This is a genomic window from Helicobacter sp. CaF467b (genome assembly GCF_022664765.1).
GTDB classification, from domain to species: Bacteria; Campylobacterota; Campylobacteria; order Campylobacterales; family Helicobacteraceae; genus Helicobacter_D; species Helicobacter_D colisuis.
The window spans coordinates 725,612-746,315 of record NZ_JALAIY010000001.1; the positions used below are offsets into that span (position 1 = coordinate 725,612).

16 protein-coding genes and 1 pseudogene are annotated in these 20,704 nt (G+C 33.2%); 6 read left to right on the forward strand and 11 right to left on the reverse strand.

Annotated elements, in window-relative coordinates:
• Positions 1–4: 4 nt before the first annotated feature.
• Together MKD52_RS03775 and MKD52_RS03780 are read left to right on the forward strand one after the other, a co-directional pair.
• A complete protein-coding gene (locus MKD52_RS03775) occupies positions 5–2,407 on the forward strand; it encodes a heavy metal translocating P-type ATPase (protein ID WP_242099299.1) in 2,403 nt (800 codons plus the stop codon).
• Between the two features lie 30 nt (positions 2,408–2,437).
• Positions 2,438–2,566 (forward strand): annotated as a pseudogene (locus MKD52_RS03780) (cytochrome c); the annotation flags it as partial.
• A gap of 13 nt (positions 2,567–2,579) precedes the next feature.
• Here the strand turns inward: MKD52_RS03780 and MKD52_RS03785 are convergent.
• From MKD52_RS03785 to MKD52_RS03835, 11 genes are all read right to left on the reverse strand, one after another.
• Positions 2,580–5,258, reverse strand: coding sequence for a calcium-translocating P-type ATPase, PMCA-type (locus MKD52_RS03785; RefSeq protein WP_242099300.1), 2,679 nt, complete (start codon positions 5,256–5,258; stop codon positions 2,580–2,582).
• A 261-nt stretch (positions 5,259–5,519) separates the two neighbouring features.
• Positions 5,520–6,146 carry a superoxide dismutase gene (locus MKD52_RS03790; protein ID WP_242099301.1) on the reverse strand — a complete coding sequence of 209 codons (627 nt, stop codon included), beginning with the start codon at positions 6,144–6,146 and terminating at the stop codon, positions 5,520–5,522.
• Between the two features lie 77 nt (positions 6,147–6,223).
• A complete protein-coding gene (locus MKD52_RS03795) occupies positions 6,224–6,550 on the reverse strand; it encodes a hypothetical protein (protein ID WP_242099302.1) in 327 nt (108 codons plus the stop codon).
• A gap of 10 nt (positions 6,551–6,560) precedes the next feature.
• Positions 6,561–7,946, reverse strand: coding sequence for an NFACT family protein (locus MKD52_RS03800; RefSeq protein WP_242099303.1), 1,386 nt, complete (start codon positions 7,944–7,946; stop codon positions 6,561–6,563).
• A complete protein-coding gene (locus tag MKD52_RS03805) occupies positions 7,891–9,441 on the reverse strand; it encodes a DNA repair protein (RefSeq protein ID WP_242099304.1) in 1,551 nt (516 codons plus the stop codon). The genes MKD52_RS03800 and MKD52_RS03805 overlap by 56 nt, the downstream gene beginning before the upstream one ends.
• Entirely contained in the window at positions 9,441–10,289 is an 849-nt protein-coding gene (locus tag MKD52_RS03810) for an NAD(+)/NADH kinase (RefSeq protein ID WP_112056907.1), read from the reverse strand. The genes MKD52_RS03805 and MKD52_RS03810 overlap by 1 nt, the downstream gene beginning before the upstream one ends.
• Positions 10,286–10,975 (reverse strand): hypothetical protein, encoded by a 690-nt coding sequence (locus MKD52_RS03815; RefSeq protein ID WP_242099305.1) that lies wholly within the window; start codon positions 10,973–10,975, stop codon positions 10,286–10,288. The genes MKD52_RS03810 and MKD52_RS03815 overlap by 4 nt, the downstream gene beginning before the upstream one ends.
• A 1-nt stretch (position 10,976) precedes the next feature.
• Positions 10,977–11,792, reverse strand: coding sequence for a J domain-containing protein (locus MKD52_RS03820; RefSeq protein WP_112056905.1), 816 nt, complete (start codon positions 11,790–11,792; stop codon positions 10,977–10,979).
• Entirely contained in the window at positions 11,793–13,838 is a 2,046-nt protein-coding gene (locus tag MKD52_RS03825) for a dynamin family protein (protein WP_242099306.1), read from the reverse strand.
• Entirely contained in the window at positions 13,831–16,107 is a 2,277-nt protein-coding gene (locus MKD52_RS03830; protein WP_242099307.1) for a dynamin family protein, read from the reverse strand. The genes MKD52_RS03825 and MKD52_RS03830 overlap by 8 nt, the downstream gene beginning before the upstream one ends.
• Before the next feature lie 4 nt (positions 16,108–16,111).
• On the reverse strand, positions 16,112–17,257 hold the full coding sequence (locus MKD52_RS03835) for an MFS transporter (RefSeq protein WP_242099308.1): 1,146 nt from the start codon (positions 17,255–17,257) through the stop codon (positions 16,112–16,114).
• A gap of 197 nt (positions 17,258–17,454) precedes the next feature.
• On the opposite strand from MKD52_RS03835, the gene rplI reads away from it, so the two are divergent.
• Genes rplI through era form a run of 4 tightly spaced genes read left to right on the forward strand, consistent with a single transcriptional unit; the run spans position 17,455 to position 20,694 of the window.
• Positions 17,455–17,901: a 50S ribosomal protein L9 gene (rplI, locus tag MKD52_RS03840; protein ID WP_242099309.1), complete on the forward strand. Its 447-nt coding sequence runs from the start codon at positions 17,455–17,457 to the stop codon at positions 17,899–17,901.
• On the forward strand, positions 17,901–18,437 hold the full coding sequence (gene hslV / locus MKD52_RS03845) for an ATP-dependent protease subunit HslV (protein ID WP_006655486.1): 537 nt from the start codon (positions 17,901–17,903) through the stop codon (positions 18,435–18,437). Before rplI ends, hslV begins: the two co-directional genes overlap by 1 nt.
• A gap of 41 nt (positions 18,438–18,478) precedes the next feature.
• Positions 18,479–19,801, forward strand: a complete 1,323-nt coding sequence (gene hslU, locus MKD52_RS03850; protein ID WP_242099903.1) for an HslU--HslV peptidase ATPase subunit — start codon at positions 18,479–18,481, stop codon at positions 19,799–19,801.
• A gap of 8 nt (positions 19,802–19,809) precedes the next feature.
• Complete coding sequence (gene era / locus MKD52_RS03855; RefSeq protein WP_242099310.1) at positions 19,810–20,694, forward strand: GTPase Era; 885 nt, start codon at positions 19,810–19,812, stop codon at positions 20,692–20,694.
• Positions 20,695–20,704: the final 10 nt, after the last annotated feature.

A 20,704-nucleotide genomic window follows, 5' to 3' on the forward strand; every position in this document is an offset into this window, starting at 1 on the left:
GGCGATGACTAAAAGGTGTTGTGATCATTGTCGTTTAGAGTTTGATGAATCAGTTTTAATTCAAACAGAAATTGCTAATCAAAAAAAATATTTTTGTTGCAGGGGTTGTGAGGGGGTTTATAGATTATTGCAAATTCAAGGTTTGGAGGATTTTTACTCCAAACTAGGCGATCAAAAATTAGAACCCATTCAAGAAAATAAAAACACGGATTTTATGCAGTATGATTCGGTATCTTTTTTGGAGCATTATGGAGAAAAAAAGGGGGATTTTTTTGAAATCTCTTTGATTTTGGAAAGGATTCACTGCATTGCTTGTGTGTGGCTAAATGAAAAAATTCTCTCTCAACAAGAAGGGATTGTTGAAGTTCATATTAATTATACGAACAATAAAGCAACAATCTTATTTGATCCTACTTTAATAAAAGTCTCACAAATTATCCAAATAATTCAACAAATCGGTTATGATGCGCATTTTTATGATTCAAGATTGCAAGAAACCTATGCCAAAAAAGAAAAAAAAGACTATTATATAAAAATGGTCGTTGGAATCTTTTGCGTGATGAATATTATGTGGATTGCTGTGGCGCAATATGCAGGGTATTTTTCAGGAATCTCACAAGAAATGCGAAATATTTTAAACATTGCCGGATTTATTTTAGCAACTCCTGTATTATTTTTTAGTGGCGGAGTATTTTGGCGTGGGGCTTATATGGCTTTTAAATACAAGTCTCCCAATATGGATTTGCTTGTTATTAGTGGTGCTACTTTGGCTTATATTTATTCAATTTATGCAAGTTTTAGGGGTGGAGAAACTTACTTTGAATCAGTGGCGATGATTATTACTTTTGTTTTGATTGGGAAGTTTTTGGAGATTCGGGGTAAAAAAAGTGCCATAGATAGCTTAGATAAACTTAATGCGCAAATACCATTTAGTGTTATGGTGAAAGTGGGTGAAAATTTTCAAGAAAAATCCATAGAATCAGTGGAAGTAGGAGATGTTATACAAGTTAAAGTGGGTGATAGGGTAGCACTTGATGGGATTTTACTCTCCAAAGAAGCCTTGTGTGATGAGAGTGCTTTGAGTGGGGAATCATTACCGCAAGAAAAAATAAAAGGACAAAATATCTATTCTGGTTCTTTGGCGTTAAATAAAAGCTTTATTTATGAAGTTACTAAGGTTTTTAAAGAATCTTTAATGACAAAAATTGTGAATTTAGTTGAAGATTCTTTAAATGCGCGTCCAAAAATTCAAGAAGTGGCAAATAAGATTTCGCGTTATTTTTCATCTGTGATTCTTTTGTTTGCTTTGATAACTTTTGGGTTGTGGTATTTAGTTTGGGAAGTGAGTTTTGATAAAAGTTTAATGGTGATGATTTCTGTGATTATCATTGCTTGTCCTTGTGCTTTGGCTTTGGCTACACCTATTGCTTCTTTGGTTGGACTTGGAGAGGCTTTTAAACAAAAGGTGCTTTTTAAGGAAGCAAGATTTTTAGAAGTGATTGCTAAGGCAAATACTTTAGTGGTGGATAAAACAGGCACACTAACAGAAGGCAAATTGCGAGTTATTGGATTAAGGGATTTTGGTGCAGAGATGAGTGATTTTGAGATTTTGTATGGAATGGTAGAAAAAAGCTCTCATCCAATTAGTGTGGCGTTATTAGGGTATTTTGAAAAATCGTATAAAAAAGCACAGATAGAGAGTGTGGAGCAAATTAGCGCTAGGGGGATTAAAGCAGAAATTAATGGTAAATGCTATGTAGGTGGAAATTTAGAGCTACTTAAAGAAAGTGGTGTGGCATTGCCAAAGGATTTGCAAGAATCGCAAAATAGTGTTTTTTATTTTGCTAGAGAGGATCGCCTTTTGGCGGAATTTTCATTGGAAGATACACTTAAAAAAGATGCAAAAGAATCCATAGAAAAGATTCAAAAAATGGGAATCAAAGTAATTTTGCTAAGTGGTGATAATAGAAGTGTTTGCCAAAGGGTAGCGCAAAGTCTTGGGATTAGCGAATATTATGCTAAGCAAAACCCTATTAACAAAGCAGATTTTATTGATAAACTTCACAAAGAAGGTCAGGTGGTGGTTATGGCAGGGGATGGGATTAATGATTCTATTGCTTTTGGGCGAAGTGATATTGCTATTGCAATGGGCAGTGGGATTGATGTTGCCATTAGCATTAGCGATATAGTGGTGCTTGATGATAGGGTAGGTGGTATTGCTGAGGCTTTTAGAATCGGAAAAAGAACCTTTAAATTTATCAAACAAAATCTTTGGATTTCGTTGCTATATAATGCTTTTATGATTCCACTTGCAATGTTAGGTTATGTTATTCCACTTGTTGCAGCGCTTTCTATGTCTTTAAGTTCTCTTGTTGTTGTGGGTAATAGTCTGCGAATAAAAAGATAAATTATAGTTTGAATATTTTTTTGAGATTTTTTAAGTGTGGATTTGGTTAAGGTGTTTGTGCGTTATGGTAAGCACTCTATGCCATTTTTTAGAAAAACTGAAATTAGCGATGAAGAATTGCAATATTTAGGAGAATATCTCAGTAGAAATTACAAATAAAATACAAAGCTTTCTAGGAAAGATTATTTTTCCTAGAAATTTTGAGTAAAAAGCGAACAATTTCTCCCACAATAATAACACTAAAACCTACAAATAATATTTTTATCCACATTATCAAATCCAATGGTGTTGTCTTGAAAGCTTCTCCTCCAAATTCTACAATTAAGACTTGCAAAGCAAAAGTAAGAATAAAAACTCCAAGCATAAGGCGATTGTTGGTAAGGTTTTTAAAAATACTTTGATTATGCAGTTCTCTTGCGTTAAATGCGTTAAAGAGTTGAAAAATAACAAAAAGCGTAAAAAGAACAGAGCTTTTTTCTTTAGGAGTTGCGCCTAAGAAATTTGTAAAATATTGCAAGAGGCATACAAAAGCAATGAATACTCCATTAATTATAATAAGAATTAGCATATCTTTAGTTATAATATTGGCATTTCGCTTAATAGGTTTTTGGGCTAAAAGGTTTTTTGAAATAGGCTCTAATCCTAAGGTTAGCGCAGGTGGTCCATCCATAATGAGATTTACCCATAAAAGTTGCAAAGCACTAAAGGGTGCTGTTAATCCTGCGATAACTGCAAACAAAACAATTATTACAGAGGAAAGATTGACGGTGAGTTGGAATTGAATGAAGCGTTGGAAATTTTGATAGATGCCTCGCCCCCATTCAATAGCTTTAACAATGGTTGCAAAACTATCATTAAGTAAGATAATATCACTAGCTGCTTTGGAGACTTCTGTCCCGCTAATTCCCATAGCGATTCCAACATCGGCATTTTTAAGGGCTGGAGCATCGTTAATTCCATCTCCGCTTAACGCTACAACATTACCTTGAGATTTTAGAATATTAACAATTTGCATCTTGGTGTCTGGTGTGGATCGCGCAATGATTTTGATTTTTGGGAGAATTTGAAGTAATTCTTTTTGGTTTAAATTTTCTAGCTCACTAGCTTCAATGGCAATAGAATTATGATCTAGTAAATGTAGTTGATTTCCAATGGCTTTAGCAGTAGATAGGTTGTCTCCTGTTAGAATCTTAACATCAATTCCTGCTTTTTTGCAGTTCATAATAGCTTCATATACTTCAGGACGCAATGGATCAGAAATCGCTACAAAGCCATCAAAAATCATTTCAGATTCAAGCAATTCTCTATTTTTAAAATCCCCATCATCTGCAATTTCTTTGTGTGCAAAGGCAATAACCCGATAGGCAAGATTTTGGAAGTAAAGAATTTGTTTGTTAATCTTTAGTGTTTCTTGGCAAGGCATCATCTTGCATTGACTTAGGATTTTTTCGGGACTTCCTTTGCTTAGGCAAAGAACTTTTCCTTTGAATTCTACTAGGCTTGTCATATTTTTTGTTTGGGAAGAAAAAGGAAAGGAATGTAAGATTTTAAAATTCTTGCGTATTTCTTTATAGTGGAATCCTATTTTCTCTCCAAAAACAAGTAGAGCGCATTCGGTTGGATTGCCAATGAAATCGTATTTTTCTCCTTTTTGAGTAATATCGGCAGTGGAATTTAATGCGGCATTATGAAGCATAAAAAAAGCAGAATCTTTAATGGGGCTTGTTTGGAGATTTTGTAGAGAGTGAGAATGGAATTCAAAGATTCTATCTTGAATAAAGGAATGTTCTACACTCATTTGATTTTGAGTAAGTGTTCCAGTTTTATCACTGCAAATAATATTAACACAGCCAATTGTTTCACAAGCAATAAGTTTTTTAATGAGGGCATTTTGTTTAGACATTTTAATAATATTAAGAGCTAATGATATGGCTACAATGGTAGGCAAACCTTCAGGGACAGAGGCAACAATAAGAACAACGCTTGAAATAAAAGCTTGTGTAATGTTTTCAAAACTAATAGTGTCTCTTAGGACAAAAAAGACAACCTGTATGAGAAAGGCTAAAAATGCAGCACTTGCTCCAAAAATCGTGATTCTTCCACTAAGTTTTTGGAGTTTTTCTTGTAAGGGTGTTGTGGTTTGGATTGTTTGATCAAGAGCTTTTGCTATTTTTCCAAATTCAGTGTGATTTCCAACAGCTACGCAAATAGCTTTTGCATTGCCTTGAGTAATAAAGCAACCGCTATAAAGCATATTTTCATAAGTATTATTAGGAGTGTGATTAGAGAGAATAGGATTTTTGATGCTTGGCATACTTTCACCTGTAAGGCTTGATTCGTTGCACATTAGACTTTGAGAATGTATAATGCGACAATCGCAGGGAATCTTATTGCCAGTTTCCAAAAGTAAAATATCGCCATTGACAATCTCTTCTTGCGGGATAAGCTTAACTTCTCCATCACGCAAAGTTTTTATGGTATTGCCTTGAGTGATAGCATTGAGAGTTTCAAAGGCTTTTTGGCTTTTATTTTCCATAATAAGCGTAATAGCTACAGAAATAAATATAGCAATAAAGATGCCAATACATTCTAAAAAGTTTGATTGATTGTGGTAGAGATATTCATAGGTATTAATTCCAAGAGCAAGAAGGGCAGCAAAAATAAGCAATAAAACCATAGGTTCTTTGAGTGCTTCTAAGAGTTGCTTTGTAAGTGTAGGTGGAGGGGATTTTTCAAAGATATTTGCACCAAATTTTTGTTTGTTTTCTAGGGCTTGTGTGGAAGTTAATCCATTTTCTTGATCACTTTGAAATTTGGTAAAGAGTTCTTGTAGCGGAATATTGTGAAACATTTAGCTCCTTTTTGGCTATATACAAAGCTAAATTTTAGGAAGTTTTAAGAATCATATATAGCTATAAGTTATATATGAGTCTCATAATTTAAGGCAAAACCAGATGAGAATCATCAGTATGTTGGTTTGCCACAAGTAAAAAACTTGCTTACTACTCCCTCATGTTTTCAAAATTATAGCAAAAAAAATTTAAGAAAACAAAAGAAAATATGAAAGAATATTGTAAGTAGCCCCTAAAGGCTACTTTTGCTTTAAGATTTTTTAAGCGTGGAGAGAGTTCATATAGAAATTTACAGAGTTTAATCCTTCTTTTTTTGCCCATTCTAATGATTTAGAAACAAAATCCCAGTGAATGTGGCTAAAGAATTTTTCTAAGTAAGCAGGTCTAGCATTTCTGTAATCTACATAATAAGCGTGTTCCCAAACATCAACCACTAAAACAGGAATCAAGCCTTGTGTAACAGGAGTTTGTGCATTGCTTGTTTGAACAATTTCTAGTTTTTTAGAGTTTGGATTATACACAACCCAACACCAACCAGAACCAAAAAGTGTAGTGGCAGATTGCAAGAAAGTTTCTTTGAATTTATCAAAACTTTCAAAGCTTTCATTGATAGCTTCTTGCAATTCGCTACTTAATGGAGTTTCTTTGGGTGAGAGGCAATCCCAATAAAAATCGTGATTATAAACTTGTGCAGCGTTGTTAAAGATTCCGCCTTGTGCTTTTGTAACAATTTCAAATAAAGAAGCCGATTCAAATTCTGTTCCTTTAATAAGATTGTTAAGATTATTAATATAAGTTTGGTGGTGTTTTCCATAATGGAATTCACAGGTTTCTTTGCTAATAAAGCCTTGGATTTCATTAAAAGGTAATGCGCGTAAATTAAACATATTTTTCCTTTAATTTTTTAATATTTTAGACTTTTAAAGTCAGTTAGAATTTTACAAAATAAAAATAAAAAAATGCATTAAATTGAAATATTTAAGTGCTGAATCAATCCATTCTCATCAGTTTGAATTTCATCTTGAGAATCTTCTTGTGTTTCTAGTGTTTTTGTTGTTTCTTGATTCTCTTTTTCTTGATCTTGCTTACCATTATCTTCTTTATCTTCATTGGTTTTTGGGGTTTCTTCAGTTGGGCGCACTTCTTGGACTTCATTTTCTTTATCTTGCATTTCTTGGAGACTAATCATAGCTTGAAAATCTAATTTAACTTGATTATTTGCTTGTTGAATTGAGCCAACTTGTGAGTTTTGATTAATAAAATTTACATTGCTAATTGGAGAGACTGCCATTTTTTCTCCTTTATTCCTTTGTGATTTGGAGTGTTTGTTCCTTTCCGTAGATTACATTTGCGCCTTGAGTAATTTTTACAAATTTTCTTTTGGTGTAATCCACCTCATAATTCCCACTAAAGCTTTTCAAAAAGCCTACTAAAATCTTAGCAGCTTTTTGCAAGATTATATCAGGAATCTTATTTTTTCCACAATGAATAATAAGATGAGAGCTTGGAATATCGCGGATATGCATCCAAATATCATCGGCTTTTGCTTCTTTAAGTAAAGCGATATTTTCTTTTTCGCTTTTACCAATAGAGACTTTAAAACCTTCGATAAAAAAGCTCTCAAAGGACTTGGAAATTTTTTTTTGTTTGATTTCTTTTTGGGAGTTTGAATCCAAAATTTGCAAATCATTGAGATTTGTTACATTTTGAACCATTTCTAAAAGTTTAGAATAAAAGGTGATTTTATCTTGCAAATTCTCTTCTTGAAGATGGATATTTTGTGCTTTTTTGCTTAGTTTTTTGGAGTTTTCAAAGAAAATTTGTGCGGCATGGCTTAGAGAAGTGGCTTTTGGTGGAAGCGTGATTTTGGTATCTTGGAGAATAATTTTTGTGCCTTTGAAATTGGGATAAAGATAGAGATTTTGGAGAATGAGTTTTCCATAATTTGATTCGTTTTGCGCGGTTTTTTCTAGCTCTTGTTTGTTTTCTAAATTTTTTAAAAAATATTGAAGTTGCTTGATTTTTTGAGTGATATGGGTGCTTGATTTTTGGATTTTTTGTTTTAATTCGTTTTCTTTAATTTTTAAAAAATTATTCTTTAGAGTTTCTAAAAGCTCACCTTCATCTTTTAAAATTGGCTTTTTATTGGGCTGTGGGAGAGGTAAAAGAGGGCGTGAGATTTTAACTTCGCGGAAAGATTGATCTTTTGTGATGTGTCGCAAAGCATCAATAACAATGAAGTCTGGAGTAAGTAAAATAAGATTGGTATAACAGCCTGTAAATTCAGCTTGCAAAAGAGTGATATTGGTTTTGTAACTATTTTGTGTTTCTAAGAAAAGCTGTAAAATTCGATTGTCTCCATCAACTTTGGCGTTTTTGATTTGAGCGTTATAGCAGAGTTTTTGGAGACTTTTATCAAAAGGAGCATTATAGAGTTTAGGAGGGATTAGTTGATCTTGTGTGAGATAAATGCTGCTTTTGGATTTGCTTAGATCAAAATAAAAGATTTCTCCGCTAATGTCAAGTTTAAAAAGATTATCCCCAATGCGCTTAATGGAGCGGAGTTTTTTGGGAGAATCGTTGAGATAAATGGCAAATTTTTTTAGAGTGTTTAGATTCATAGCTTGTCTTTTAGAGATTTTGAAGTCGTTTGGTGGCAAAATCGATGGCTTCTTGTGTGATTTCACTACCGCTAATCATTCGCGCAATCTCATGGATTCTGCCTTCCTTATTAAGCAAGGTGATTTGCGATCCTTGGGGCTGTTTTTGGACGAGAAAGTGGGAGTGCGCTAGGCTTGGCATATGAGATTGGTGAGAGATAGCAAAGATTTGATAATTTTGTGAGAGTTGATATAGGACTTCTGCAACACCTTGAGATTCTTCTCCACTTAAGTTTGCATCAATTTCATCTAAAATAATAATAGATTGATTTTTTGTCTGTGTGTTTTGAGTGAGCAAAAGGGCTAGGGAGAATCGATTAAATTCTCCGGCGCTTAAATTTTTTAATTCCGTGTTAAGGGTGATATTAAAATTAACATTCCCCAAAATTCCCCATAAATCAGGTGAAATTTCTTGAAGTGAGATATTAGCAGGGGGCATTTTTAGATTTTTTAAAGTGGTATTTAGGGCTTGAGTGAAAGAAGCAAGATGAGTATTTCTTGATTCTAAGAGTGTTTTGGCATTTTTTTTGAGTGATTGTTGGCATTGGTTTAAGGTATTTTGAGATTCTTTTAAGAGAATGTCTAAGTTTTCATATTTGGCAAGTTCTTGTTTTTTGTTTTTTAAAGTTTCTATGGCTTCATCTACTCCGCCATAGCGATGTTTTAAAGCACTTAAAGCTTCAATTCTATTAAGAATCATTTCAGGATCAATAGATTCAATTTCGTTTAATCGCTCACTTTCTTGCTGACAAATTGTTTCTAATTCATTGAGTGCATTCAAAATAGAATCGTTTTTACAATCAATAAGGTTAAGAAAATTTGAGATTTTATGGGTTTGACTTAAGAAACTTTGAATCTCTTGCAAACTTTGGGCTATTTTTTCTTTTTTGGAAAATTCTTTTTTAAGCACTAAAAGTTCTTCATATTCGCCTTTTTTGGGATTAAGCGTTTCTAGCTTTTGGATTTCAAATTGCAAAAATTCTTTGAGTTCATTGACTTTGAGCGATTCTTCTTGGAGTTTTTTGAGTGCATTTTTAGCATTTTGGTATGCGCCAAAGGCATTTTGGTAGTCCTCTAAAAAGTTTTTGTGTTTTGAATCTTGAGCGTTGCAAAATGAATCTAAAGCAAAAAAAAGATTCTCTTCTTTAAAAGAATTATAAGATTTTGTGCCTAAGTGTTTTAAAAATGGAGCAAAAATTTCAGTAATTTTCTTTTTAGGAATATTTTGCGCATTTAAAAAATAGCGGATTTTGTCTTTTTTGGTAAGTGTTAAGATAACTTCGCCCTCATCAATTAAGCCTTGAAATTCTTCTGGGATTCCATAGAGTTCTAGCGTGGCTTCTAGGGTTTGTGCGTTGCTTTCTTTTAATCCAAAAAGAGCTAGGATTGATTCCATTAAAACAGACTTTCCAGCCCCACTTGCTCCACTAAAAACATTAAAAAAGGGTGAGGGTTCAAAACAAGCAACTTTAAAGGCAGGAGAATCTTTGATAACGATTTTTTTGATTAAGATTTTTTGCATTATTCATAATCTCCCCAATGAAATTTTTCTTTGAGAATTTTAAAATAATCCCAATGAATGTTGTGAATGAGCTTGGCTCCATCTTTTTGGGTTTTTATGGAGATTTTTTGCCCGGATTTGAGAGTTTTATTTTCTTGTCCATCAATAACAATATTGCAAATCCCCTGTTCTCCAAGCTCTATATCAATGGTAAAATTTGCAGGTAGAATTAGAGGTCTTTGGGTTAAAGAATGCGCACAAATAGGGGTTAAAAGTAGATTGTGAGAGAAAGGATAGACAACGGCGCCACCCGCGCTAATATTATAAGCTGTAGAGCCTGTTGGGGTAGCAAGAATCAAACCATCTCCATAGTAAGAATTAAAGTAATTTCCATCAATATAGGCTTTGAGATGAATCATAGAAGCATCATTAGGACGGGCTAAAATAATATCATTGAGTGCAAAAAAGCTTGTTTTATCATCAATTTTTCCTTCAAGCATCATATGATTGGTGATATTGTAGTTTCCAGTTTTAAGATTTGGCAAAAAAGATTGAACTTCGTGTTTTTGTAAATCTGTAAGGAATCCTAAATGCCCCATATTGATTCCCAAAATTGGCTTTTGATATGAAAAAGATCGTCTAGCAGTGGAGATGAGTGTGCCATCACCTCCAATAGAAATTAAAGCATCGCAATATTGGCAGAGATCTTGGAAGTTTAAACCATTTCTATTAATCATACCACCACTAATAGAATCTAGCAAAACTTCAAAGCCAAGTGAATGGGCAAGGCTTTGAAACTCCAAAAAATATTCTTTGAGTTCGGGGGTTGAGGGGCGTAAGATTACACCTAAAGTGTGAATTTCTTTCATTCTACGAAATAAGCTTTGATTCTATAGCCTCGTTTGTCTTTTGATTCTAAACTTGGACCTTCAAAGGCAGTAACATTTGGTAGCTTTTTGTTAATTTCTCTAATTGCATTCCACGCTCTAAAACTAGCTAAACCTTCTTGCTTGAGTTCAGGAGAAAGACCTTTATAGGGGTTGTTATCAACAATTCCTTGCACTTCAAAGGCAACAACTTTTTTGTCATTTTCTAGTTCTTTGCTAATTTTAGTAGCAAGAGAAAGGAGGCAGCCTTGTGGAATCTCCCATTTTCCAGTTTGCATTGAAAAGCACTCTGCTATGATTTGTTTTTTAGGTTTGATGGTATAGCGTAATTGCAGTGTTGTTGGCTTTTGTGTTGAGTTGCTTAGAGATTGAGAGAGTCTTTGAAGCTCTTTTTCTTTTTGAATAAGGGCGTTTTGTAGGCGTTCAATCTCTTCATCTTTGGCGTATTCTTGTGTGTGTTCTTCATTAGCAGGTTGCATTTCTTTTTTGTTTAGTGAGTTTTGTAGATTGCTGATGATATTTTTGCCCACTCCGTTATTAAGGAAATAGTAACCTAAGCTAAAAATAATGGCAATAAGTAAGATTAGCAATAACAGATAAGTTAAAAAATGGCTTTTTTTAGGCTTTTCTTCAAGATTTAATTCAACAGATTCATTTTCTTGCGACATTTTAACTCCTTAAATAGCATTTAAAGTTTGATTTAATGTTTTCATAGGCTTCATTAATAATGCGGAATTTTTCAGAGTAACCTTCGATAATTTTAGAATCTTGCCCATAAACATTATCAGGATGATAAATTTTTGCAAGTTCAATGTAGCGATTTTTTACACTTTCAAACTCATCGTCTTCTCTGCAACCTAAGATTCTATAACTTCTCTTAAGCAATCTTTCTTCCTTGGTAGTGTAGGGCTCAAAGCATTCAAAAGTGTTGTTGGTTTTGAAAGTTTCATAATCAAAATCCAAAACAACATTGTGGATAATTTTTTGAGAGAGCATTGCAATGAGTTTTTCCCAAAAATAAGAGCTACTTGAATCTAAAAAAATTTCTTGCTTAGTGTAGCTAATAAGAAAATCTTGAAATAAGGAAGTCAAATAGCGTCTTGCAAGACGATTTGGGCGATTTAGTCGCAAACAAACTTGCGCTCTTGCTAGGCTACTATGCAGGATTTGCAAAGAAACAATGATATGCTCTAAAATAGCCTTGTTTTCAATCATTTTAATGCGGATTGGAAGGTGGCTACTATCGATGATGGATTGGAAGCTTGGATTGTCTTTTTTATTTTCTTCTTGCATAGCGACATGATAAGCCCAATTTAAAAAATAATCCTTTTTATAGCGTTCCCCATCATCTAAAATCAATACTGAACTAGAGAGGCGATAGGCTTTGGAGAAGTGCTTGTATGCAAAATCAATAGCGCGTTTTAAAAAGCGCGATTCTTTTTCAATGCTAATTTGAATGTATGGCTCTAAGAGCTCTACTTTCATTTAAACTTCCTTGTTTTTAGTGTCTTGTCTGCTTATAAGCAACTCTGGTTCCATATTCATAAATTTTTTGATAATTTGTAGATTTTTTATAATTTTATCAATTTCTGTCTTAAGATTTGTCATTTGATCATTAATGAGTTGAATTTTATCGCGCGTGAGATTCTCCAAGCCTTTTAAAAATTGAGAATGGGTTTTTTTAAGTAGATTCATAGGTCCAAATAATTGAGCTTGTAAGGGTTCAAAACAAAAAGATTCATTAAGATAATCGCGGATATTTTCTAGGGTGGGTGAAAAAATTGCAAAATCTTGATTTTCTTGATGTTTGGCAATGGAGTTTTTAAGTTTTAAATCAAGCTTGTTGAGTGCCGATTCAATTGCGTTATTATAATTTAGTGTTAGAAAATGGCTTAAGAAGTGAAGTTGGCTTTGGAGATTGGAGGTGGCTAGTAAGTCATTTTTATCAAAATCAGTTATAAGGCATTCGTAATATTGCTGTGAAAAATGTTGCAAGTCTTTGAAGCTTTGGCTATTTGGGGCGTATTTATAAATCTCTTGTTTTTGAACTTCTTTGTCTTGCCATTGCTTGGTTTTGGATTTTAAATCTTTTGAGAATTCTTCCACTAAATCTCGGAATAAATTACAAAAATTATGGATTTGTGCGCTTAAGGCTTTGAAATCTTTTTGAAAAGGTGAATCTTGATTTTGGAGGCGGATTTTAATTTGCTCTAATGGTAGCGACACAACTTCCTTATTTTGTAAAATAATTTTTTCTTTAAAAAGTGATTTTTGCTTAATGGGAAAATTAAGAGTGATTTTTTCTAGGTTGTTATAGATATTTTGTGCAAGAGAATCCAAAAGCAAATCTAAGGTTTTATAGAGATTGTTGAAAATTTGCTGTTGCTTTTCTTGGTGAGTTTGGCTTTTTAGAGTGGTATTGTGGAGATGATTAATAAATATTTTAGTTAAAGATTTGTAGCAAAGTAAAGTTTTGTGGTATTGGTAATGAAGTAAAATATGCATTTCTTTAAGTTTTTTAAGAGTGCTGTATTCTTTAGAAAGGGTTGCTTTGGGCTTGATAGTATGTGTTATGAAATCAAAGATAGCTTGCATATTGGATTGTTTGATGAGGTTTATATAGTCAGTATTGTTTTGGCTTGTGCTTTGAATGGATTTTGAAGTGAATTGAAAATCAGATTCTAAGGTGCTTAAAAGTGTTTCTTTATTTTCTATGTGAATGAGATTTTGAATCTTTGAAGAGAGATTGGAGAGAAGATTTTTTAGGATTTTTTGAGGGGAGTTTAGATTGGCTTGAAGTCCTATTTTTGCAGAAATTGGAATGACTTCTGCAAAGATTCCATTAAAGGCTTCTTTGGCATATTGAATGCTTAAATTGATTTCTTCTTGAGATTTTAAGCGATCTTTTTGATTTAAAACACAAAGGCTTTTTTGTGCATAATGTTTGATGAATTCCTTAAGGAGCTGTTTTTCGCTATTTTTTCCAGCATTATCAATAAGCGTTAGCCAAATAATTCCATCCACATTTTCTAGAATTTTTAAAGTTGTATTGGTGTCTTCTTGATTTTGGGAGTTAAACCCTGGAGTGTCAAGAAAATTAATTTCTTTTAAGAGTAAAATAGGTGCATAAAGGCAAAAATAATCAATGTTTTGAGAATTTTGTCTTGTAAGCTTGTGGAGAAAATCAATATTTTGTGGAATCTTATGCCCATTTTTATAAACAACCTCCAAAATATATTCATCTCCATAACAGATTTTGCAGACTTTTGAAGTTATTGGTGTGATTCCAGTTGGCAAGATATTTTCACCCAAAAGAGCATTTAAAAAGGTGCTTTTACCGCTTGAGAATTGCCCAATAATAGCAATTTGCATAGCTTCTTGATTTTTATCATAAAGATCACGAAAAAATTCTAGGGAGTAGTCATTTGGATTAAGATTGTTTTGGCAATCTAAAAGTAACTTTTGGATTGGGGTGGTTTGTGAGTTTTTTTGTAGAATCTCTTGGCATTCTTTTAGGAATTGTTTAAGCATTGGAAATCCTTGTTGCGTATTCTTGGATATTTTGGAGTTGGTTTAGGTGATTTTTGATTTGTTCTTGAAGGGCAAGAATTTCTTGTTCTTTTTTGACTTTGTTTTCTGAATTATTTTGTGAATCTTCAAGGCTTTTTTGGAGAATCTTTTCTTTAGTTTGCAAAATAAGTTCTGATTCTTCTAAAATCTCATTAAAGTGATTTTGGAGATTTAAAAAGAGCTGCGATTGGATAGTTTTGCTTTGGTTATAGATGGATTCTTTAAAAGATTCAAAACCTAAAGAAAAAGCATTTTGTAGCGAATTTAAGAGTTTTGCATCTTTGTGTTTTAATGAAATATGACTTAAAATTTGTATTTTAATCTTAAGAATCAAAGTCTCATTAAGCTTGATTTGTGAGAGTTTTAAGCTGTGATTTAGGGTAAATTGGCTGATGAGTTGAGAGATTTTTTGAGAAAAATTATACTGATAAACTCTTAGAATATCAATTAAAAAATCTTTTAAGCCTTGCAGGAGAATTTTTTCTACTCGTTCTTTACTTGGTGTTTTGTTTTGATTGTAATCATACATAATGTCTTCAAAGATTCGTTCAATGAGTATGTTTTGTGCTTCAAGAAGCTTTTGGGAGAGCAGGTTTGTTGCTGTGTTGGCATAATCTTGTAATTGTTGCTGTATGGCTTGTAGTTTTTGCTTGGTGGAGTTTAGCTCATCTTTAGCCTTTTGTGTCTCTTGTTTAGTGCTTTCAATAAGAGAGAGAATGGATTCTCTTGAGCTAAAAAGCAGTGTTTTTTCAAGATTGAGATTTTCTTGCAAAGCAAGAAAGGCTTTTTTAAAGCCTTGCGTAGCTAGATAAATGAGATCTTTTGCTTTGGTGCTATTGCTTCCTATGAGAGTTTTTTGTAAATATTCAATGAGAGCATTAAAATTGGATTCTTGGAGGGTGTATCCTAACTCTTTAGCTTTTTGGGGATTAGTTTGGCAAAGAAGTGCAGGATAGCTTGCAAGGCAAAGAAAATCTAGGCGCTTTATCAACAGAGTACCATCTTGGAGTGTAGAGATTTGGCTTTGTATAGTTTCTTTAGTGTAATCTAGGGCTTGAAGTAGATCTTTTTTTGAGAGTAAATCAGCGTGGGTTAAGATAATAAGAATCCTTGAAATATTGGAGTTTTGCAAAGCTTCTAAAATAAAGTTAATATCTAATTGGGTGGCGCTTTGTGAGGCATTCATCGCGTGAATGAGTAAATCGCATTGGTAAAGATAATTCTTGGTGATTTCTTCTCTTTGGATAATAGGATCATCAAGTCCTGGAGTATCAACAATTTCCACTTGATTTTGCAAGAATTGCAAGGGCGTAAAGAGCGTGGTTTCTTTGATAAGATTGCAAAGTTTGCTAGGAGAGTTCGCAGAAGTGAATTTTGGTAGCTCTTCAAGTGGAATCTCAAGGCTTTGTTTGGGATTAGAATCTAAAATATATTGAGAAAGAAAGCTTTGGAATTCTTGGTTTTGTAATAAAGATTCAAGATAGTTTGGTTCTAGGGTGTTTTTTAAATCTTCCCATTCTTGTTTGCTCCAAAAATTTATTTTTGCATAGGAAGTTTTGTTGTATTTGAGAGTTGTTAGACTTGCAGTTTCTGGTATAGTGGAGCTGCCTAGAATCTCTTTGCCCAAAAGCGCATTTAATAAAGTGCTTTTGCCTGCACTTAATACTCCTGTGATTCCTATGGAGAAATGTTGAGACTTGGTTTTTGTTAAAAGATTTTGTAATGAGCTTTGAATATCTGCAAACATAGGGATAGAGTGCATTTGATTTTCTAAAATTGCAAGGCTTTCTTCAAAGAAATTTTCAAAATGTTGTATGGAAGAAGTGGGTGGGGTAGTTTTGGTTTGTTGAGAATCTAAAGGGATTTTTGAGAGAAATTGAAAAAGATGTTTGAAGTGGGCTTCTTCAATGATTTGATTTTGATTGAGAATTTTAAGTTTATTTAGAGTTTCTTGGAGAATGGTTTTGATTTTTGGGTTATTAGATGAGTGTTGTAGCTGAAGTAATAGACTAAGTTGAGCTTGTTTAATAAGTTTAAAGTTTAAATTTTCTTGGAGATAATTTTGGCAAATATTTTGCAGGGTTTGGGATTGCCAAAAAAGATTAAAACTTTTTGGACTAAGGCTAAGTAAAATAGCTAAAATATCACTGCAAGAATTTGGCGGTAAGTTAAGGATATTTAGATTACCTAAAGGGTTTATTTGATCATAATTTTCTTTTAGCCATTCCATAGATTTATCCTTTGATAAAATGTTTTTTAGATTGATAAAAAATCAAAGCACTTACAAACAAAATAATCCCTAGAATCAAACAAAGAGTATTCCAGCCAAAAGGGCGATAAATGTAAGTGGGCAATGTTGTCCCAAGTGCGCCACCTGCATAGTATGAAGCAAGATACAAGCCATTGGTGATTCCCTTTTGCTTGGTGGAGATTGTATTGATTAATGCAGAAAGAGTGGAGTTAATGATAAACATACCGGCACTTAACACAAACACTGCAAAAAAGAGTTGCCAAAAATCTCCATAAAGCATCATAAGACACGCACAAGAAAAAATCACAAAACCGATGCTGATAGTTTTTATTTCTCCGCCAATAAATTTGATAATTTTTTGCGAAAAAAGAGCGGCTAGAATACCAATGATATATCCAAGATACATAAAGCCAATTTGTGCTGCAGTAGTGCTTGGATCAAGTGAGGAAACATAAAGGGGCATAAAATTAAGAGTGCCTTGAAAACAAAAGAGGATTAAAAATGCTGCAAAATACAACAAGAAAAAGCGTTTGTCTGTTAAAAAATCTAAAAAGATTCTAAAGGTGATTTTTGTATTTTTAATTTTTTTGTTAGTATTTGGGAGCTTTGTAATAAGTGCTGCAATCACAAGACTTGTAATTCCAAGGGCTAAAAAAGTGAATTTCCAAGAAAAAATAGTCGTCAAAATTCCACCACCAACGCGAGAGAGAACACCGCCAAAAATTGTAGAAGCAATATAGGCGCCAATGTATTTATTGCTAGAATCAATGCGTGTAAGGCAAGTAACGGTTGCTGTAAGTGCCGCAGGAATAGCAAGTGATTCTCCAATTCTAAGGATTAGAAAACTGCTATATTGTTGGCTTAAACACAAAAGGCATTGAAAGATTCCAAGCAAGGCTAGTGAAATAATTAAAATAAGTCGAGTATCAAACTTTTCTAATAAATAACCATAAAAAATAGGGGCGATGGCTAACATAAAAAGGGGAATGGAAGTAAAAAGGGTAACTTGAGTGGTAGAAATAGAAAACTCTTTAATTAATAAAGGCTGTATGGGCTGTGTGATATAAAGTGTTGAAATAGTAACCATTGCACTTAACATAATGATAAAAAGATGATAGTTTTTTTGCATAAGAAATTCTTTATCAATTTTGTTTAGGTTTAGGTTTAGGGTTAAAAAATTTTTGTATCATATTCTTAGAAACTTTAAAAAAGTATAAAATAATTAAACTATTTTTTATTTTTGGCAATAAAAGCAAAAAACTGAAATATTCTCTTATTGTTTATTTAATAAAAAATGTTAAAATTTCAAAAATTTAAGGAGTATCGATGAAAGTATTATTATTGCGAGATGTGAAAGCATTAGGAAAAAAAGGTGAAATTTGCGAAGTAAAAGATGGGTATGGAAAGAATTTTTTAATTGCTAAGGGAATGGCAGATTTTGCAACTAATGAAGTGATTAATCGCTACAAAGCAACACAAAAAAAGATGGCACAACAAGCAGCAGAAAATAGAGCTTTAATGGAAATGGCAGCCAAGAAGATTGAGGAAATTACTCTAAAAATTTCTCAAAAAGTTGGTGCAAATGGTTCTCTTTATGGTGCAATTACCAAAGAAGATATTGCAGAAGAGCTTGCTAGAGCGCATCGTTTGGAGATTGACAAAAAAAGTATTGAGCTTAAAAGTCCAATTAAATCTACAGGGGTTTATGAAGTAGAAATTAAATTAGGCGGTGGAATCCACGCAAATTTGAAAATTGATGTAGAGGCGCTGTAATGTTTGAAGCAACAACGATATTAGCCTATAAAACAGAAAATGGGGCAGTCATTGGCGGAGATGGACAAGTTACTTTTGGAAATTGTGTCTTAAAGGGTAATGCTACTAAGATTCGCACACTTTATCACGGACAGATTTTAAGTGGCTTTGCAGGAAGTACAGCAGATGCTTTTAGCCTTTTTGATATGTTTGAGGGAATCTTAGAAAACAAAAAAGGGGATTTGCTTAAATCAGTGATAGAGTTTTCTAAAGAATGGCGTAAAGACAAGTATTTAAGGCGTTTAGAGGCGATGATGATTGTTTTAAATAAAGAGAAAATTTTTATTTTAAGTGGCACAGGCGATGTGGTAGAGCCAGAAGATGGAAGAATTGCTGCTATTGGTAGTGGCGGAAATTATGCACTCTCGGCTGCTAGAGCTTTGGATAGATTTGGTGGTGGGCAAATGCAACCAAAAGATTTGGTTTTAGAATCGCTTAAAATTGCAGGAGAGCTTTGCATTTATACTAATCAGAATATTAAGATTTTAGAACTTTAAAATAAGGAACAAAAGTAGGAAAAATGGAAAATTACATTGCGATGACACCAAAAGAGATTGTGAGTTATTTGGATGAATATATTATTGGGCAAAATGATGCTAAAAAAATTGTCGCTATTGCATTGAGAAATCGTTATCGGAGATTGCAACTTCCAAAAGAGATTCAAGAAGAAGTTATGCCCAAAAATATTTTGATGATTGGTTCAACAGGAGTTGGTAAAACTGAAATTGCAAGACGCATGGCTAAAATGATGGGATTGCCTTTTGTTAAAGTAGAAGCTAGCAAATACACGGAAGTGGGATTTGTGGGAAGAGATGTTGAATCAATGGTAAGAGATTTGGTGGTGGCTTCTATCAATCTGGTTAAAGAAGAGCATCGCCAAAAAAATGCACAAGGGATTCAAAAATATGTTTTAGATAAGATTGTAGAAAAATTAATCCCTCCGCTTCCTAAAGGTGCTAGTGAGCAAAAAATAGAAGAATATGAAAAAGCTTCAGAAAAGATGAGACAAAAGGTAGAAAATGGAGAAGTCGATCATCTAAAAATTGAGATTGAAGTTCCAAAACGCGCCTTTGAGATTGAAGATGGAAATATGCCAGCAGAGTTTGCAAAAGTGCAAGAGACTATTGCTAGGGTTTTTATTGCTTCACCTAAAGAAAATCCCAAAAAAGAAGTGAGTATCAAAGAGGCAAAAGAGATTCTAAAGATTGAAGCAAGTGAAGCCCTATTAGATTTAGAAAGCATTAAGCAAGAGGGGCTAAAAAGAGCGGAGAATAGCGGTATTATCTTTATTGATGAAATTGATAAAGTTGCTGTGAGCTCTAATGCTCAAGGCAGACAAGATCCAAGCAAAGAAGGAGTTCAGAGGGATTTGCTACCTATTGTAGAGGGAAGTATTGTAAATACCAAATATGGAAGTATTAAAACTGATCATATTTTATTTATTGCTGCAGGGGCTTTTAGTTTGAGTAAGCCTAGTGATTTGATTGCAGAATTACAAGGAAGATTTCCTTTGCGTGTTGAGCTAAATAGCCTTGATGAAGAAGTGCTTTATAAAATATTAACTCAAACTAAAAATTCAATTTTAAAGCAATATGAAGCACTTTTAGCAGTTGAAGAAGTAACTTTAAAATTTAGTGAAGAAGCCATTAGGGCTTTGGCGCATTATTCTCAACTAGCTAATGAAAAAACAGAGGATATTGGGGCTAGAAGATTGCACACGGTTGTAGAGCAAGTTATTGAAGAAATTAGCTTTGAAGCAGAAAATTACAAGGGTCAGGAAGTGGAAATCACAGAATCTCTTGTCAAAGAAAAGCTAGATAATCTTGTGGCTAATAGTGATATTGCACGATATATTTTATAGGGTTTTTCTTGGAAAGTAGAGCAGGATTTGTAGCGGTATTGGGACGACCAAATGCAGGGAAAAGCACTTTTTTAAATACGCTTTTGGGTGAGAGATTAGCACTTGTTTCACATAAGGCAAATGCAACAAGAAAACGAATGAATTTGGTTTTAATGCACGAAGGAGTGCAAATTGTCTTTGTGGATACTCCTGGGATTCATAAACAGGAAAAATTACTCAATCGGTATATGTTAAAAGAAGCAATGCAGGCGATGCAAGATTGCGATTTTTTGCTTTTTTTAGCACCAGTTAGCGATAAGATTGGTTTTTATGAAGAGTTTTTGCAAAGTGCAAAAAATAAACCCCATCTACTACTTTTAACTAAGAGTGATAGTATAAGTAAAGAAGAGTTGTTTTGCAAAATACAAGAATATCAAAAATATCAAGATTTCTATAAAGCATTGATACCTATTTCTTGTAAGGATTTGGGCTCTTTAAAAAATGTTGTGAAAAAATTAGCAGAAATGATGCCACCAAATCCTTATTACTATAGTCCAGAAATTTTAAGCCCAAATAGCACCAAAGAGATTGTAAAAGAGATGATTAGAGAATCGTGTTTTGAAAATCTTAGTGATGAGCTACCCTATGAAAGTGATGTTGTAGTCAATCTTTATAAAGAAAAAAAGGATTTGGATTATATCAAAGCAACTATCGTTACTCACAAAGAAAGCCAAAAAGCAATGGTAATTGGCAAAGAGGGTAAAACTTTAAAAAGAATTGGAAAAAGCGCAAGAGAGAAAATAGAGAAGTTTATCGAGAAAAAAGTGTATTTAGAGCTTTTGGTTAAAGTTGTGTCAGGCTGGAGTAAGCAAAAAGAAAGCTTAAAGAAAGTCGGTTATGATTTTGAAGATTAAATGGAGAGAA